At 46.0% G+C, this 17,425-nt stretch carries 17 protein-coding genes; 9 read left to right on the top strand and 8 right to left on the bottom strand.

The genetic code is table 11. The annotated features are described in order from the left end of the window. Window positions 1–25 precede the first annotated feature (25 nt). From Q1K76_RS05815 to Q1K76_RS05775, 9 genes are all read left to right on the top strand, one after another. The gene (locus Q1K76_RS05815) at window positions 26–988 is read left to right on the top strand and encodes an MBOAT family O-acyltransferase (protein ID WP_300131769.1); all 963 of its coding nucleotides are present in this window, start codon (window positions 26–28) and stop codon (window positions 986–988) included. A 287-nt stretch (window positions 989–1,275) separates the two neighbouring features. Further along, entirely contained in the window at window positions 1,276–2,175 is a 900-nt protein-coding gene (locus Q1K76_RS05810; RefSeq protein WP_300131766.1) for an SGNH/GDSL hydrolase family protein, read from the top strand. Beyond that, a complete protein-coding gene (locus tag Q1K76_RS05805) occupies window positions 2,172–3,092 on the top strand; it encodes a glycosyltransferase family 2 protein (RefSeq protein ID WP_300131763.1) in 921 nt (306 codons plus the stop codon). The genes Q1K76_RS05810 and Q1K76_RS05805 overlap by 4 nt, the downstream gene beginning before the upstream one ends. A gap of 285 nt (window positions 3,093–3,377) precedes the next feature. Then, complete coding sequence (locus Q1K76_RS05800) at window positions 3,378–3,596, top strand: DapH/DapD/GlmU-related protein (protein WP_300131760.1); 219 nt, start codon at window positions 3,378–3,380, stop codon at window positions 3,594–3,596. After that, window positions 3,593–4,753 carry a glycosyltransferase family 4 protein gene (locus Q1K76_RS05795; protein WP_300131758.1) on the top strand — a complete coding sequence of 387 codons (1,161 nt, stop codon included), beginning with the start codon at window positions 3,593–3,595 and terminating at the stop codon, window positions 4,751–4,753. The genes Q1K76_RS05800 and Q1K76_RS05795 overlap by 4 nt, the downstream gene beginning before the upstream one ends. A gap of 218 nt (window positions 4,754–4,971) precedes the next feature. After that, window positions 4,972–6,021 carry an acyltransferase family protein gene (locus tag Q1K76_RS05790; protein ID WP_300131757.1) on the top strand — a complete coding sequence of 350 codons (1,050 nt, stop codon included), beginning with the start codon at window positions 4,972–4,974 and terminating at the stop codon, window positions 6,019–6,021. Window positions 6,022–6,084: 63 nt separating this feature from the next. Continuing rightward, a complete protein-coding gene (locus Q1K76_RS05785) occupies window positions 6,085–6,846 on the top strand; it encodes a WecB/TagA/CpsF family glycosyltransferase (RefSeq protein WP_258327238.1) in 762 nt (253 codons plus the stop codon). Window positions 6,847–6,993: 147 nt separating this feature from the next. Then, entirely contained in the window at window positions 6,994–8,082 is a 1,089-nt protein-coding gene (gene gmd, locus Q1K76_RS05780; protein ID WP_300131755.1) for a GDP-mannose 4,6-dehydratase, read from the top strand. A gap of 12 nt (window positions 8,083–8,094) precedes the next feature. Then, window positions 8,095–9,183 carry a GDP-L-fucose synthase gene (locus Q1K76_RS05775; protein ID WP_258327236.1) on the top strand — a complete coding sequence of 363 codons (1,089 nt, stop codon included), beginning with the start codon at window positions 8,095–8,097 and terminating at the stop codon, window positions 9,181–9,183. 96 nt (window positions 9,184–9,279) lie between these two features. Here the strand turns inward: Q1K76_RS05775 and Q1K76_RS05770 are convergent, their stop codons facing one another. From Q1K76_RS05770 to Q1K76_RS05735, 8 genes are all read right to left on the bottom strand, one after another. Beyond that, the gene (locus Q1K76_RS05770; protein ID WP_300131752.1) at window positions 9,280–10,416 is read right to left on the bottom strand and encodes a hypothetical protein; all 1,137 of its coding nucleotides are present in this window, start codon (window positions 10,414–10,416) and stop codon (window positions 9,280–9,282) included. Between the two features lie 417 nt (window positions 10,417–10,833). Then, on the bottom strand, window positions 10,834–11,562 hold the full coding sequence (locus Q1K76_RS05765) for a hypothetical protein (RefSeq protein ID WP_087407528.1): 729 nt from the start codon (window positions 11,560–11,562) through the stop codon (window positions 10,834–10,836). A gap of 49 nt (window positions 11,563–11,611) precedes the next feature. Beyond that, window positions 11,612–12,841 (bottom strand): porin family protein, encoded by a 1,230-nt coding sequence (locus tag Q1K76_RS05760; RefSeq protein ID WP_300131749.1) that lies wholly within the window; start codon window positions 12,839–12,841, stop codon window positions 11,612–11,614. 12 nt (window positions 12,842–12,853) lie between these two features. After that, a complete protein-coding gene (locus tag Q1K76_RS05755) occupies window positions 12,854–13,384 on the bottom strand; it encodes a sigma-70 family RNA polymerase sigma factor (RefSeq protein WP_300131746.1) in 531 nt (176 codons plus the stop codon). Window positions 13,385–13,543: 159 nt separating this feature from the next. Further along, the gene (locus tag Q1K76_RS05750; RefSeq protein WP_087407525.1) at window positions 13,544–14,788 is read right to left on the bottom strand and encodes a DUF1015 domain-containing protein; all 1,245 of its coding nucleotides are present in this window, start codon (window positions 14,786–14,788) and stop codon (window positions 13,544–13,546) included. Between the two features lie 17 nt (window positions 14,789–14,805). Next, window positions 14,806–16,074 carry an adenylosuccinate synthase gene (locus Q1K76_RS05745; protein ID WP_300131743.1) on the bottom strand — a complete coding sequence of 423 codons (1,269 nt, stop codon included), beginning with the start codon at window positions 16,072–16,074 and terminating at the stop codon, window positions 14,806–14,808. Window positions 16,075–16,108: 34 nt separating this feature from the next. Beyond that, a complete protein-coding gene (locus Q1K76_RS05740) occupies window positions 16,109–16,585 on the bottom strand; it encodes a Fur family transcriptional regulator (RefSeq protein ID WP_087407760.1) in 477 nt (158 codons plus the stop codon). A 55-nt stretch (window positions 16,586–16,640) separates the two neighbouring features. Continuing rightward, window positions 16,641–17,327: a hypothetical protein gene (locus tag Q1K76_RS05735; RefSeq protein WP_300131740.1), complete on the bottom strand. Its 687-nt coding sequence runs from the start codon at window positions 17,325–17,327 to the stop codon at window positions 16,641–16,643. Window positions 17,328–17,425 lie beyond the last annotated feature (98 nt).

Below are 17,425 nucleotides of genomic sequence, written 5' to 3'. Positions count from 1 at the left end.
CGTAAGCACGAATAACAAAAATACCTTGAAATTAAGGAATTTGTTTCTCTTAACAGCATCATATTATTTTTATGCTCAGTTACATAGCTGGTTTGTTATATTGCTGATATATACAACTGTCGTCAATTACTTTTGCGGGTCGTGGATTGCACGAGATCAGCAACAAGGGAAAAGCGGAAAGAGATTTGTAACTACAGCCATTGTACTGTCTATAGCTCAGTTGGTATTTTTCAAATATGCCTATTTGGCCAATCCGACTATTTTATTACCCGTAGGATTGTCCTTTTTTACGTTTCAAGCATTGTCATACAGTATAGATATATATAGGCAGAAAATAAAACCAGAAAAGAATGTGGTAGATGTAGCTTTATTTATTGCATTTTTCCCAACTTTATTATCCGGACCTATAGAGAGAGCTCGCAATTTAATTCCTCAACTGAAAGAAAAAACTTCTGTTAATTGGGATAATTTTAAGGAAGGTGCAGGCCTTTTTATTTGGGGGTTATTCAAAAAAGTGGTTATAGCAGATCGTTTGGCTGAATATGTCAATGTGGTTTATTTTTCTCCAGAATCTCACTCGGGCAGTACATTGGCTCTTGCTGCCTTGTTTTACAGTTTCCAGATATATTGCGATTTTAGTGGATACGCCGATATGGCTATTGGTTCAGGCCGTGTTATGGGATTTAAGATTATGCAGAATTTCAATTTTCCGTATTGTGTCAATACGTTCAAGGAGTTTTGGCGCCGATGGCATATTTCGTTGACATCCTGGTTCACAGAATATGTATATATATCATTGGGGGGAAATCGTGTTAGTCAGGCCCGATGGATATTGAATATTTCGTTGGTTTTCCTGTTAGTGGAATTTGGCATGGCGCGACTTGGTCTTTTGTTCTATGGGGCGCAATGCACGCAGTTTTTTATTTGGTTGAGCGTTTTTGGGGCCCAAAGAGACCGAATATCCTATATCACTTGTTGGTGTTTGTGATGATTACATTTGCATGGATATTTTTCCGGATAGAAAACAGTGTAGAGGCGTGGCACGTAGTAACGCGTATTTGTAGCGACATCATTTCGCCTGTCTATTGGGGCAGTTCTACATTTAGTACATTACTTACCATGCTTTTATTGGGGATATTCATGTTGCGAGAATATTTAATGTACAGAAATATACTTCCTCAAAAATCTGCTTGGGAATATCTTTTCCTTTTACTCGCAATAGGTTTGTTTGGTGTTTCAAGTGATCAATTTGTCTATTTCCAATTTTAATTATTCATGAAGCGAAGAATATTATCCATATTGCTCTTTGTGCTTGTGTTCATAGGTCTTGACCGAGGAATAGGGTGGCTATTGAATAATGGATTGAATCGTTATTTTGGGCTTAATCAACATTCTGAAGTTTTATTGATAGGCCATTCTCATTTAATGTTAGCCGTCGATAAATCCAATTTTGAGAGAGGCATAGGACTTTCGGTCTCGAAGTATTGCCGGGAGGGTGTAAATGTTGCCGATCGTTACGAAATGGTAAAACAATATTTATCTTCTCCATATAGCGATTCGTTACAGGTTGTGCTTTATGGGGTAGATCAATTTATGTTTACGGGGGCTGGATTAAGTAAAAATTCATACAAATTGTTCTATCCATTTATTGATGAAGAGAATATGAATGAATATATAAAAGAGTCGGCTGATTTTTCAGATTATTGGGTTCATAAACTTATTTGTACTTCTCGATATTCCGATGCTCTTATCAATAGTGCTATACGAGGGTATAGATATGATTGGAGTAATTATAAAGTAGGATATCTTGATGTGGATGCTTTGAAAGAACAAATTGGAAAGGGGCAACAGCGACATATTCACTTTGAGCAAGATTTGATTGATTACTTCGAGAAAACATTGGAACTTTTAATACAAAAAGGAATTAAAGTAATATTAGTTAATACGCCTATTGCTGCTCCTTTGAATGAATATGAACCGGATCAGTATCAGAAAATTATTTCATATTTTCGTAAGAAAGCAGCTTCATCACCAATGATTTATTATTGGGATTTTAATCCTCAATTTTCTACGCAGTATGAATTATTCTTTGACCCTATACATCTTAATTCCGAAGGCCAAAAGGTAATCAATGCAGAAATTACAGAACAGTTCAATAAAGAAATAGAACAATGATATCAGTCGTAATCCCTTTATATAATAAAGAGAAACAAATTGCTCATACGTTACAATCTGTACTGAATCAGACTTTTCAAGATTTTGAAGTCGTGATAGTCGATGATGGTTCTACTGATGGAAGTGTTGCGGAGGTAGAGAAACTCAGTGATTCACGTATTCGATTGATTCATCAGAAGAATGCTGGTGTAGCGGCTGCACGAAACCGGGGTATTGAGGAGGCAAAAGGTGATTTGATAGCTTTCTTGGATGCCGACGATGAGTGGAAACCGGAGTATTTGGCTACTCAGTATCATCTTTCTCAAAAATATCCCGATTGCAATGTATTTGCGTGTAATTATGAATTTCGGAATATAGAAGGGAAAGTAACTCCGACGATTATTCGTAAGTTACCTTTTACAGGTGAAGATGGAATCCTCTCTAATTATTTTGAGGTAGCCAGTTGCTCGCATTCTCCTTTATGGACTTCCTCTATTGTAGTAAAGAAACAGGCTATACAGGCAATAGGTGGATTTCCGGTAGGAATTAGATCGGGAGAGGATTTATTGACTTGGGCAAGATTGGCTGTGAAAGGAGAAATTGCCTATTCAAAAGAAGTAGAAGCTATCTATAATTTAGGAGAAGGTTATGTGTTGACAAATTTACCACCTCGTCGGCAAGATAAAGGTGATCCGGTAGGAAAAGAATTGGTAAAATTGTTATCTGTTTATCCGGGAAAAATGGCGTTGAAAAGGTATATTTCTCATTGGCATAAGATGAGAGCTTCTGTAGCTATTCGTTATGGGGAGAAAATAGAAACAATGAAAGAAGTTTTAATATCATTGTTCTATTATCCATTTAATATGAAGGTGATACCTTTTTTCTTTTTGGCAATGCTCCCTAAGAATGTTAGATTATTTATTATTAGGCAGTATTGATATGAATAGAATCCTTTTTTATTTATTGCGATTATTAGCCTTTATAAGTCGTAGTATTTTTGCTAAGTGGTATATGCCTTTGATTATGAAGGCGTATAAAAGAGTCGGCGTTGATTTTATAGGAGCTCCAGAGTATATACATTATGATGCTTTCCTGGATGCTAACCCTGGTAACGGAGGCCGTTTGGTTATAGGAAATGGTTGTGTTATATCAACAAAGACAGTAATCTTAACTCATGATTGGTCTTTTTTAATTGGAATGCGAGCTATTAACGTTTTAATGATATGGCATTCAAATCGGTAACTATTGGAGAGCATAGTTTTATTGGTGCCGGTGCTATTGTATTGCCAGGGACAAAGATCGGCAAATATTGTATAATAGGAGCAGGAGCTGTGATTAAAGGAAATATAGAAGATTATTCTATTATGATTGGAAATCCAGCGAAGAAATATGCAGATGTTCGAGAATGGGGAGAACATTTGATAAGCAAATATGACAGATGAAGATTCTTCTGGTACATAACAATTACGGGAAATATAGTGGTGAGGAGGCTGTTGTTGATAAGATGGCGGCGATGCTTTCTACTCATGGTCATGAGGTGGCGTTTTATCGCCGAACGACTGAGGGTGTGAGAGAGTCGGCGGGCGGCAAGGTGGCCGGCTTTCTGTCAGGTATCTATTCTCCTTCAGGGGTGCGGGGGATGCGAGAGGTTTTGCGCCAGGAGCGCCCTGATGTGGTGAATGTGCATAATCTTTATCCCTTTATTAGTCCGGCGGCTCTCTTTGAGTGTAAAAAGGCTGGGGTACCGGTGGTGATGACGATTCACAACTTTCGATTGATTTGTCCTACGGGCTTGTTCATGCGCGATGGTATGCCTTGTGAGACTTGCTTGGAAAGAGGAAACGAGTGGAGTTGTGTGCGATATAACTGCGAACATAGTCGGTTGAAATCGCTGGGATATACCCTTCGCAATGTCTATGCCCGTTGGACGGGGGCTTATCAGAAGAATGTCGATGCGTATGCCTGTATTACCGATTTTCAAAGGCAGAAATTGATTGCAGCCGGGTATGATGCGCAGAAGATACGAGTGATACCTAATAGTGTAGATGCTCCTGTATCTTATGAGTCGACCGAGGGTGCGTATGTCGCTTATATTGGTCGGTTGAGTTACGAAAAAGGATATGATCTGTTGGTAGAGGTGGCCCGTCGGAATCCGACGATCCAGTTCCGATTCGCTGGAGCCAAACGTGAACAAACCGATATTGAGATTCCCGATAATGTGCAATTTATGGGGTATCTACAAAAAGCGGAGTTGGCAGATTTTATTCATCAAGCTCGTTTTGTGGTGATGCCCAGTCGTTGCTACGAAGGTTTCCCTATGGCCATTCTCGAGGCTGCATGCTATGGTAAGCCTACAATCGGACCAGCACATGGGGGATTTACCGAGATTATCGGTCGGGGCGATTCGGCTATTGGTAAATTGTTCGAGCCCAATAATCTCGACGATTTGGAACGGCAAATCGTTTCGTTGTGGCATGCTCCCGATGAAATAGCTCGGTTAGGTCAGATGGCTTTCGAAAAGTTACAATGTGAATACTCATCGGGAGTGATTTATAAGAAGTGGGATAGATTGTTTCAAGAAGTGAGAAGGAAATATTAGTTATAAAGAATATTTGTTATCCTCGTTATATAAGAGCTATTCCTCTTTATAAGGGAATGGTTTGATTTTATATGAAAAAACTGTTGAAGCGTAGAGTTTTACATCTTTTGTTCGTCTTCTCCCATTTTTATGAAAGTAGTTGTTTAGTCGTAAGAGATTTTGAAGAACAGTTTTTTCGTATTTTTTAGATTAAAAGAGACAATAAGAATAGATAATTTATGGAACAATTAGTAAGAGAACAAAAAGTATCTCAGAAGCGGATTGCAGGATTAGATATTATTCGAGTATTTGCTAGTCTATTTACAATAGCAGGACATTTTTTTGTATTAAATACCCCTTTTAAATCTACAATATATGATGGAAGTTTTTCTTTGTTTGTACAAGCCATGGCAAACTTTATATTCAAAGGAACTCCATTTTTTATGATGCTATCTGGATTTTTATTGAGTACAAAAACTTTTGATAAAAAGTATTATAAGCGAGGTATAAAAGTAATATTATCATATCTATTTTTCTCTATAATAACAATTTTGTTTAGGAAATATTATTTACAAGATGATTTGTCATGGACAAAATGGTTATTAAAAATACTTGACTTTTCTGCAATACCTTATGCTTGGTATATTGAAATGTGGATTGGTCTATTTTTACTTTCTCCATATCTAAATATATTGTATAAAAACATAGATAGTAAGCGATTGAAATATGGATTATTGATTATATTGATATTTCTTACATCTGTCCCTATTTTTACAAATCGTTATGGATTACATCTGATGCCTGGATTTTGGGAAAGTATATATCCATTAACTTTTTATTTTATAGGAGCTTTTATTCGAGAATATAAGCCGAAGTGTTCATTTAAGATTGGTATACCAATAGTATTGCTGATATCAATGATAAATCCAATATTTAATATCCTATTTGTAAATAATCATACGTTAATACAAATATTAGGCGACCCTACTGGAATTTTTGGATTAACAAACTCCGTTGTCATATTTTTGATGTTTTATAGTATTGATATAAAATCAGAACGGGTAAAGAAGGCTTTGGCTAAATTAGCACAAGCAACATTAGGTATTTACTTGTGTTGTTATATATTTGATGCTTTATATTACCCAATTTTTATCAAACATTTTTTTGTTACTCAGCAACAATTTGGCATATATTTCTTTATTATAGTACCATTAATCTTTTTCTCATCGTATGTTGTTGCCCGATTAAAAGATTTCTTTTTTAAATTACTAAAAATCAGCAAGCTGTAAATCGAAAAAGTTTTGTAGTCGGGGTTAGGGGAGTCTCGACGGTAACTTTACACATCATTTTTTATGGAGAAGTATTTCAACATCAGGTACGAGTTCGACAAGCATGCCGTTTTTCGGGCTATCGACGAGGCGTTGTTAATGAAGAAGCCAGGGTATATTTGTGTATCCGACGGTGTGATTCTGGCTACGGTAAATCGCGACCCGGCTTATTGTCAGGTGGTAGACGGGTCGATGTTCTCGATTTGCGACAGCGGTTATGTGCCGTTGTATTTGCGATGGATCTATGGTATCGAGCGTAAGCAGTACTGCGGTAGCGAGATTTTTATGGATATCATTCATCAGCGGCGCTATCGCATGGCCTTTCTGGGTACTACACAGCAGACGCTGGACGGGCTGAAACGTCATTTGTCAGAGATTGACCCGCGCATCAACGACATGTGGTTCTACTCATTGCCCTACAAGGCGGTCGACGATTTTGACTATCCGGCCATTGCCCAGATGCTGGAGAAAGATCGTGCCGAGATTATCTGGATAGCATTGGGGGCTCCCAAGCAAGAGATTTTTATGAGCAAGCTGAAGCCTTACCTGAAGAGTGGGGTGATGATTGCCGTGGGAGCTGCTTTTAAATTTTACAGCGGTACCGATGTGAACCGGGCGCCCTATTGGATGGTGCGGGCCCACCTCGAGTTCCTGCATCGCATCTATTGCGAGCCCAAGAAGCAGTTGCGTCGTTGCTGGCTGATTATCGAGTCGTTGCCCAAGTTGCTCGTTCAGGAGTGGAATCGCAAACGCCGGCGCAAGAAGTTGCCGGGCAAGGTCGAATAGAATCCTCGTCGTTGGTCGTAAATAGAGCCCGATTGAGGTTGACAATTCTCTCGAATTTAGATAATTTTGCAGTCGTGTAATCGACGAATATAGTTCAGATAACAGAGTTTTATAATAAAAGAAAACAATCAAACATAAGCATACAAGATGAAAACAGCATTGATTACCGGTATTACCGGTCAAGACGGATCGTTCTTGGCAGAGTTCCTGCTGGAAAAGGGTTATGACGTGCACGGAACCATTCGTCGCTCGTCGGTCGATTATCGTGAGCGTATCGCCCACCTGGAGGGCCGTCCGCATTTCCACCTGCATTATGCCGACTTGGGCGACTCGATGAGTCTGATTCAGGTCGTAGGCAAAGTGCGCCCCGACGAGATTTACAATCTGGCCGCCCAGAGCCATGTACAGGTGTCGTTTGATGCTCCCGAGTTCACGGCCGATGTCGACGCTACAGGCGTATTGCGTATTCTGGAGGCCGTTCGCCAATGCGGATTGGCCGAGACCTGTCGCATCTATCAGGCTTCGACTTCCGAGTTGTATGGCAAGGTAGAGCAGGTGCCTCAGAACGAGCAGACTCCGTTCCACCCGTATAGCCCGTATGCCGTAGCCAAGCTGTATGGATACTGGATTGTGAAGGAGTATCGCGAGGCTTACAACATGTTCTGCTGCTCGGGTATCCTCTTCAATCACGAGTCGGAGCGTCGTGGCGAGACCTTCGTAACCCGTAAGATTACGCTGGCTGCCGCTCGTATTGCTCAGGGTAAACAGGACAAGCTCTACCTGGGTAATCTCTCGTCGTTGCGCGACTGGGGTTATGCCAAGGATTATGTCGAGTGCATGTGGCTCATTCTGCAAAACGACAAGCCCGAAGATTTCGTGATTGCTACCGGTGTGCAGCACTCCGTTCGTGAGTTCTGCCAGTTGGCTTTCCACCACGTGGGCATCGAGCTCGATTTCGTAGGCGAGGGAGAGAGCGAGAAGGGCATCGACCGGGCTACCGGCCGTGTGCTCGTAGAAGTTTCGCCCGATTTCTATCGCCCGACCGACGTGGTGAACCTGTGGGGCGATCCCTCGAAGGCCAAGCGCGAGTTGGGTTGGGACCCGATGAAGACTTCGTTCGAAGAGCTCGTGAAGATTATGGTCGATGCCGATATGGCCAAGGTGGCTGTCGAGCGTGCCGGCGACGAGATTCGCATGAACCTGGCCGAATATTTGGAAAAAGGTATTGTTAAATAGGAGATATTTATCATGGAAAAAGATGCCAAGATTTATGTAGCCGGTCACCACGGTCTGGTGGGTTCGGCTATATGGAAAAACTTGCAGGAAAAAGGGTATACCCATCTCATCGGCCGTTCGCACAAAGAGCTCGACCTGCTCGACGGGGTAGCCGTGAAACGCTTCTTCGACGAGGAGCAACCCGAATATGTGATTCTGGCCGCCGCTCATGTGGGGGGTATCATGGCCAACAGCATCTATCGGGCCGATTTCATCTATCAGAATTTGCAGATTCAGCAAAACGTCATCGGCGAGAGCTTCCGTCATGGCGTGAAAAAGCTGCTCTTCCTGGGCAGTACCTGCATCTATCCGCGCGATGCCCAGCAGCCGATGAAGGAGGATGCGCTGCTCACCTCGCCGCTGGAGTATACCAACGAGCCCTATGCCATTGCCAAGATTGCCGGACTGAAGATGTGCGAGAGCTTCAACCTGCAATATGGTACCAACTATATCGCCGTGATGCCCACCAACCTTTACGGGCCCAACGACAACTTCGACCTCGAGCGCAGCCATGTGCTCCCGGCTATGATTCGTAAAATACATTTGGCCAAGTGTCTGATGGAAAACGATTGGGAGGCTGTGCGCAAAGACCTCTCGTTGCGACCTGTCGAGGGCGTAGACGGTAAAGCTACCAACGAGGCTATCCTTGCCGTGCTGGCCAAGTATGGCATCTATCCCGACCGGGTAGAGCTGTGGGGTACGGGCAAACCGCTGCGTGAGTTTCTGTGGAGCGAGGAGATGGCCGACGCTTCGGTCTATATTCTCGAGCATGTCGATTTTGCCGATGTTAAGGGCGACAATCCCGAGGTGCGCAACTGCCACATCAACATCGGTACCGGCAAGGAGATTACCATCGCCGCTCTGGCTCATCGCATCCAGGAGGTTATCGGGTACAAGGGCGAGGTTCGCTTCAACCCTGAGAAACCCGACGGTACCATGCGCAAGCTCACCGATGTGACCAAACTGCACAACCTGGGCTGGCACCACAAAATCGAAATCGAGGAGGGCGTACAGAAGATGTACGACTGGTACACGGCCGATCATGCCGAGATGTATCGGTAATCCGTAATTCCTATACAGTCATATAGCGACAGCCAATCGGTTCTTTCTGAATCGGTTGGCTGTCGTTGTTTTGTTGCGATTTTTCAGAAATGGATGTCAATCGTAAGATTGCTCGTAAATCAGATTGTTCTGAGGATTATAGATACACAACTTGTTGACGACTTTACCTTGAATATCTCCCATGTGATATTCATATCGAAAGCCCTGGTTATAAAATAGATATATTTTTCCGGCAGGCTTGGCTTGAAAATTTTCACAAAAAGCATTGTAATCAAAGACTTCTCCGTCTTGGTCCCAACATTTTCTAATGCCGTTTTCAATTTGCAAGTCGGGTTTGTCATCGATTTTGCGTCCCTTATTCCAACACCTATATCGGTAATTGCCATTGGCCTGTATATCGATGATAATATGGAAGTCGTCACTATGCAAATCGAACAGGGGAGCAACCCCTTTGTCTACAAAATATTTTTCATTCCACCGGTATACCCGATGTGCTTCTGTAGCTATGGAATATTCGCCATGTGTTACGATATAAGGAAGATGTAATTCGTTCGAAACGGTATCATAAGCTATTTCATACGGCTCGGACAACTCGGCCGAGAAGATGATTTGGTCGGTTTCGTCATTGTAACCATATTCGTCCCATCTCCAATCGAGATGTGTCAATAGATGTGTCTCCTTCTTAAATATCGGAGCCGGAGCAATAGTTCCTTGGTCGGTTATCTGCAGGCCCCACAGATTCATGTAAACATGAGACCCTTGCGTGTTAAACTCTTCGCAGTCGGCAAGCATATATAGCGATTTCGAAGGCTCTATTCGGATTATCTGGGATACATATCCTTGAATGCTGTCCAGTTCCAAACAAACGACCGAATCGTTGGCCCGATATTGAAGCAAGGTGCGAGTCTCGAATCCATACGAAGGCATTCCTCCAAAGCCATATAGTTCGATGCTGTATGTTCGCATATTGCCATCAGGCGAGGTGGCCATCTCCATGGACTCTATGTTATGGTTCCTATCGGTTAATTGAGAATCCAAGGATTGAGGATTCTCTCGGATCAAATCAAAAAATTGGTCTACCGCCGTATCGGGTATGATACCTTCGTCATTCAGGGTCAATAACTGTTGAGCCTTATCGATAAACTGAGTTTCTGATTGCTGTTCCGGACGGCAGGAATTCCCGAGAATTGCCATGCAGAGCAATAGGTATACGATTTTTCTGTGATTCTTCATCAGGTATAATTTTATACTGAAAGTTTTTTTATGTCCCCGTTCTGCTTTTGATGGTACAAAGTTAGAAGTTTTTTCGGGCTGTTAAAAGAATAAGGTACTTTTCGTTGCGATCGTGTTGGCGGGCAATTCGTGAGGAAACCGGCCTAACTCCAATATAAGTAGGTTGAGCTTTTATTTCGAGGTGTTGATGTAGTGTGTGCTTATATTGATGCAGACCGCATCTGGGATATGGCGCAATCAATTCTTTCGCCGGGTCGAGCCGGCAATTCTGAAGACAGACTTGTGCTGATAGGCTTAAAGATTGCTCTATTTCATGGCATCCCGGGTCGCGAGAGGGTATAAAAAAAAGAGGTATCCTCACGGACACCCCCGTCTGAAATTATAAACATCAAAAATAAAAGTTGCTTTTTTTCGATTTTATTCCAAGGTCTCGGGCCGGTTGTAGGTGAACGAGAAGTATCTGCTGGTCTTGTCGTTGCCACCGGTCGAGAAGTTCGAGCTGGCTGCCTGGTATCTCACAACCACGTTGATGTCGGTATTGACCGGATATTGCGGCAGCTTGAACGAGATGTAGTCCGAGCTTTTCGACTCCTTGATATTTCCTTTGTTGTAGACGAGATAGAGAGTATCGGTCTTGGTCTCGAAGTCGAACATCTTGGGTTGAATCAGTTCCAGCGAACCGGCTTCACCGCTTTCAACCTCGTATTTCACATAGGCAAAGGTGAGGATGGTATCATCTTTGCGATAGTTGATAAAGGGCTCTATCGAGTAGAGCGAGGGGAGGGTATCGCTCTGGAATGCACCGAAGGCGCCATTGTACAGATAGTCTTTGCAATCGAATTGATGAATACCCGAGATGGTGGCGTTATAGATGTAGTTCGACACTTGGGTACCTTGGTTGTCGAAGTCGATAGTCGTTGTGGCCAACAGGCGGTCGCCCTCTTCCCAATCTTCGCTTTGCAATTCGCTACTTGTGACCGACAGTCCGGTACGGTCGAGGTACATATACGAGGTGCCCGTATTGGTTTTGTAGATGCTGCCGGTGGTGTATACCGACAAGGTATTGCCACCTTCGCCCAGACAGCTTGAGAGGGTTAAGACGCCGCAAAGCAACGATAGAGCCGATACAAATTTCAATGCTTTCATTGTTTTCTTGTAGATTGTTTGGTTTGCTATTTTGGTAGTTAGGTTATGATTAAAATCCGGTTCTTATGCCAAAGGTCAAGCCGAAGTTGAAAGGCTTGTCCTTCCAGATATTATGTATTTCCGATTTGTTTTCGAAGTAGTAGGCCATGTAGGGTTCCAGATAGAGCTCGGTCTGCTTGTACAGCGTGAGGGCTGCGCCCAGATTGGCTTGTACTGAGAATTGCACGTTTTCGTGTTTCAGCTCCTTGTATCCCGAACCCGATATGCCCTCGTCGTATCCCTCGTCTTTTTGTCTTCCCGCCAGGTAGAAATCTACCTGTCCGCCGGCTGCCGCGTAGAACGACAGGCGCTTGATGCGGGCAAAGCGGTAGACTGCGTTGAGGGGGATACCCAGATAGTGCAGCTCTTGGCTGCCGTTGCCGTTGGTCGAACTGTATTTCGAATAGAGGTAGGTGTAGACCAATCCCGATTCCAGTTCCCAGTTTTTAGGTAAGGTCTTCGATATGGTGATACCCGCCGATATGGGCATTCTGTGCTCGAAGTGGTAGACGGGATTGCGTCGCGACAACAGCATGGGTGTCTTGGTGCGGATTGCCGTTGCCGTATTCTGGCTTTTGTCGGTAGTGGCATTAGCTGCCATCACGCCTATCTGAATGCCGGAGCCTTTTCTCTTCGTCGACTCGTCGGCCGTGAGTCCGCTCTCTTTCAGTTCCCGACCGTCGTTTTCAAACTGGTCCAGCTTGCGGCGATAGTCTGCGTCGGTGTTGTTCGATTTTTGTGCAGCGGTAGAGGAGGTAGCTGCTTCGGGTTGAGCGACAACCTGGGTTGGAGTCGTCGGCTCAGCCGGGTGGGCAAGAGCTTCGTGACTCAACAACGATTGAGTTTCGGGAGCTGTTGCCCTTTTGCTGTGGGCAACCCGGGGTGCCGGGTGTGTGGTTTGCGGTTGAGTAGCTGCTGCAATGAGGGGTTGCTCGCTGTCGTTTGTTGCCGGTTGTACCATCTCCACCCCCTCAGTCGATAGCTGGTTGGCTATCGGGGTAACCAGAGGCTTCTCGGGCGTCTGCCACCATACGACAGCGACGACTATACCCACAGCCGCAGCGGCTGCCGAGTAGGCGATGATACGCCGGTAGAGCGGAACTCTACGGGTCGCAATCTGCGGAGCGTTCTGGGGTAACTTCGACTCGATAGCCGCCCACAAATCGCCTCTGACATCGGCTTCGTGCCCTGCCAGTTTCGATTGTATCGTCTTTTCAAATTGTCGGTCGTCTATCTGCATAGTCGTTAATACCTATTGTTCCAGTTCTTGAATCCATTTTTGAAGCAGCCTTTTGGCCCGGGTATATTGCGATCGCGAGGTGCTTTCGGTAATGTGCAGCGCCTGGGCAATCTCCCGGTGGGAGTAACCCTCGACGGCAAACATATTGAATACGGTGCGGAATCCCGGCGGTAGCTGGGCGATAAGCTCCATCAACTCGTCGGCCGATATACGGTCTACGGCCGAGTAGTCGGCCTCTTGCTGAGGTTCGAGTGCCTCCAGCTCTACTCCGTTGCGCAGCAAGTCGTTTCGGCGCAGCGCTTCCAAAGCCGTGTTCACGAAAATACGTCGCATCCAACCTTCAAAAGAACCCTCGTAGTTGTAACTCTGTATCGACGAGAAGACACGGATAAAGCCCTCTTGCAGAAAGTCTTCGGCGGTTTCTCGATTGCCGGCATAGCGCAAACATACCGACATCATTTTACGCGCAAAGGTTTCATAGAGTTGCCTTTGCGCTCGAGAGTCGTTATTTTTGCAAGATTCTATCAGCTTTTTCTCGTCCATACCGATTTTACTCGGCCCGAATAACAACTACTATTAGGTAGACGTAATTCGAGCTCTTTTTGCTGCATGAGGGTAAAAAAATAAATAGCGGTTCTTTGTTAAAGAATATTATACAAAGAACCGCTATTTCTATATTTCAGGAAATCAGGGTCTTTGGCGTCAATCCAGTTTGTGGATGATGAGACCCGATCTCAACTTCGGTTCGAACCACGTTGTTTTGGGCGGCATGATGTTGCCCGTGTCGGCGATGTCCATCAGCTGTTTCATCGAAACGGGGTAGAGAGCCAGGGCCATCTTCATCTCGCCGCTGTCGACCCGGCGTTTCAACTCTTCGAGGCCACGGATACCGCCCACGAAATCGATGCGTTTGTCGGTGCGCAGGTCGGTAATGCCCAGGATGTCGCGCAAGATGAGGTTCGACGAGATGGTGACGTCGAGTACCCCGATGGGGTCGTTGTCGTCATAGGTGCCCTCTTTGGCCGTGAGGGAGTACCATTTACCTTCGAGGTAGAGTGCAAAGTTGTGCAGTTTGGCGGGGTGATAAATCTGTTCGCCTTTCTCCTCGACGGTGAAGTGCTCTTTCAATTTCTCGATAAACTCTTGCGGAGTGAGCCCGTTCAGGTCTTTTACCACGCGGTTGTAGTCGATGATTTTCAGTTGCGAGGCCGGGAAACATACGGCCAGGAAGTAGTTGTACTCCTCGTCGCCGCGATGCTCGGGGTTCTGCTGGGCCTTCTCGTTGCCTACCAGAGCCGCTGCAGCCGTACGGTGGTGACCGTCGGCAATGTAGAGGCTGGGAATATGGGCAAAGATTTCGGTGATGCGGCCTATCGTCTTGTCGTCGTCGATGACCCAGAAGTGGTGGCCGAATCCGTCGGGGGCAATAAAGTCGTACTCGGGCGCGCGCGACGTCTCGCGTTTGATGATGGCGTCGAGCTCGTCGTTGTCGGGGTAGGCGAAGAATACCGGCTCGACGTTGGCGTTGTTGATGCGCACGTGTTTCATGCGGTCTTCCTCCTTGTCGCGGCGGGTAAGTTCGTGTTTCTTGATGACGCCCGACATGTAGTCGTCGACGTTAGCCCCCACGACCAGTCCGTACTGGGTGTGACCGTTCATCGTCTGGGCATAGATGTAGTAGTGCTCCTTGTTGTCTTGTACCAGCCACCCTTTCTGCTGGAACATGTTGAAGTTGTCTACTGCCTTGTGGTATACCTCGGGGCTGTGTTCGTCGGTACCGGGGGCAAAATCGATCTCGGGTTTGATGATGTGGTAGAGCGATTTTTCATTTCCTTGAGCCTCTTGGCGAGCCTCTTCGGAGTTTAACACATCGTAAGGGCGCGAGGCCACTTGCTCGACCAGTTCTTTCGGCGGACGTAATCCTTTGAACGGTTTAATCTTTGCCATAGTAATAAGTTTATAGGTTATTTATTGGAGAGGACAATCGTCTGCTCGCGGTCGGGACCTACCGATACGATGTAGATAGGTACCTGCAACTCTTTTTCGAGGAAGGCGATGTACTCTTTGAATCTTTGCGGAAATTCGGCTTCGCTGTGAATCTTGGTCATGTCGGTTTTCCAGCCCGGCAGTTCTACGTATACGGGTTCGATGCCCTCTTCGATCGAGTAGGGGAATTCGGTCACCTCCTTGCCGTCGATGCGGTAGGCCACGCAGGCCTTGATGGTGTCGAAGTTGTCGAGCACGTCGCTCTTCATCATGATCAGTTTGGTCACACCGTCGATCATGATGGCATACTTCAGAGCTACCAGGTCTATCCAGCCGCAGCGACGCTCGCGACCCGTCACGGCTCCATATTCGTGACCGATGGCCCGGATGGTCTTACCGGTCTCGTCGAACAGTTCGGTGGGGAAGGGACCGCTGCCTACGCGGGTGCAGTAGGCTTTGAAGATACCGTATACCTCGCCTATCTTGCTGGGAGCTACGCCCAGACCCGTGCAGGCGCCGGCGCAGATGGTGTTCGACGACGTAACGAAGGGGTAGGAACCGAAGTCGACATCGAGCATCGTGCCTTGTGCTCCTTCGGCCAGAATCGACTTGCCCTCTTTCAGGTAGTTGTTGATGACGTGTTCGCTGTCGATGATGCGGAAGCGTTTGAGGTATTCGATGGCTTCGAACCATTTGGCTTCCAGTTCGTCGATGTTGTATTCGTAGTTGAGCGAACGCAGTATGTTCTCGTGCCGGGCTTTGGCTTTGGCATAAATCTCCTTGAAGTTGAGGAAGATGTCGCCAACCCGCACACCGTTTCGGCTTATCTTGTCGGAGTAGGTGGGGCCGATACCTTTGCCCGTGGTACCGATTTTCGATTTACCCTTGGCGGCCTCGTAGGCAGCATCGAGTATGCGGTGTGTGGGCAGAATGAGGTGTGCCTTTTTCGAGATGCACAGGCATTGGGTCAGGTCGTGACCGCTGGCAGCCAGGCTCTCGGCCTCCTCTTTGAAGAGTACGGGGTCCAATACGACACCGTTGCCGATGATATTGACTTTTCCACCCTGGAAGATACCCGAGGGGATGGAGCGCAATACATATTTTTCGCCCTTGAATTCCAATGTGTGACCCGCATTGGGACCTCCCTGAAAACGGGTGATAATATCATATCTGGGCGTCAATACATCGACGACTTTGCCTTTGCCTTCGTCGCCCCACTGCAATCCTAAGAGAACATCTACTTTCATAACTTAGTGTGTTTCGTGAATGTTTAAATTGGGTTTATTTTTTTTCGTTTTTGTCTTTCTCTTTTTTGCTCTTCTGGTTACACCGGCTGCAGATGCCATAGACATAGAGGGTGTAGTACGATGTGGTGAATTTGTTGAATTTACGGGTGTTCAGGCTCGACATCAGGTCCAGGTCTTTCACTTCGCGCACCTTGCCGCACTTGATGCAGATAAGGTGATGGTGGTTGGTATTGTATACCCGCTCGTATTGGGCCAGGTTGCCGCCGAACTGATGCTTGCGCACCAGGTTGGCCTCGAGCAGCAGATCTATCGTGTTGTAGACGGTTGCTTTGCTCACCCGGTATCCGTTCTCGATCATGGCTTCGTACAGTGTCTCTACATCGAAGTGCTGGGTAGTGGTATATATTTTTTCCAATATGGCAAACCGCTCGGGAGTCTTACGCAATTTTCGGGCTTCCAAGAATTGTATAAACAACTGTTTTACAGTTTCTTTCGATTTTTCTTCTGGCATGATCAAAAACCTATGTTACAAATTTAGCGATTTTTGCATTACAAGCAAAACAAAATCAGCGGGAATCGCGGCCCGAAAATTCGCGGTACAGCGTCTGCTCTTCGGTCAGCATGTCGAGCAGCGGTTGGGCCGCTGTGTCGGCCTTGGCCTTGGTCTGTAACAGGGGCAGAATGTGGGCAGCCAACGCGTCGTTGTGCATGGCTTGTTTCAGCAGGTTGACGGCAGCAAAAGCCCGGTTGTCGCGCTGCCCCGTGGCCTGGGCAATGGCGGCATCGATGACCGGCCCGAGGTTCGAGGCTTCGGTGTTTTCGGGGTGAGCGACGAGCCAGGCGGTAGCCAGTTGGAAGGCGGTGTATTGGGTCAGCGGCCGGTCGCTGCAACTCCATTCGCAAGCCTTTTGCCGTGCGAAAGGAAGCCGGCAGAAGAGGAATTTGCAACAGATGTCGGCCACCTCGGTGTTGGGCATGGTCTCCACCCAACGATTGGCCTCGGCCTCGGTGAACTCGTCGATCGGATAGACCAGCGGGGCCAGCATCATCGACTCGCGCACGGCTGTGTCGGCCCACAAGGCGTTGGCCAGTTGGGCATCGGCCGGGGTTTCGGCGGCAATCCGTTTCAGCAGGGGCAGGGTGAGCCCGAAGTTTATTTTGTAGTCGGCACCCTGGCTTCTCATGTTGTGCGACACGATGCCGTTCATGGCATGCCGGAATTTGATTTTTATCTCTTTGAGTTTTTGTTGCATGACGATTTCAGAATTTTTCCGCAAGATACGAATTAAAAACAAGGGAGCACACATGATAGTTGGCAAAAAAAACTCGGCCCGGCATTTTGGAAATGTCG

Origin of the sequence: uncultured Barnesiella sp. (genome assembly GCF_946496565.1) — a bacterium.
Lineage (GTDB): Bacteria > Bacteroidota > Bacteroidia > Bacteroidales > Barnesiellaceae > Barnesiella > Barnesiella merdigallinarum.
Note: the sequence above shows the minus strand (reverse complement) of the source record. Positions and strands in the feature narration are given on the sequence as shown.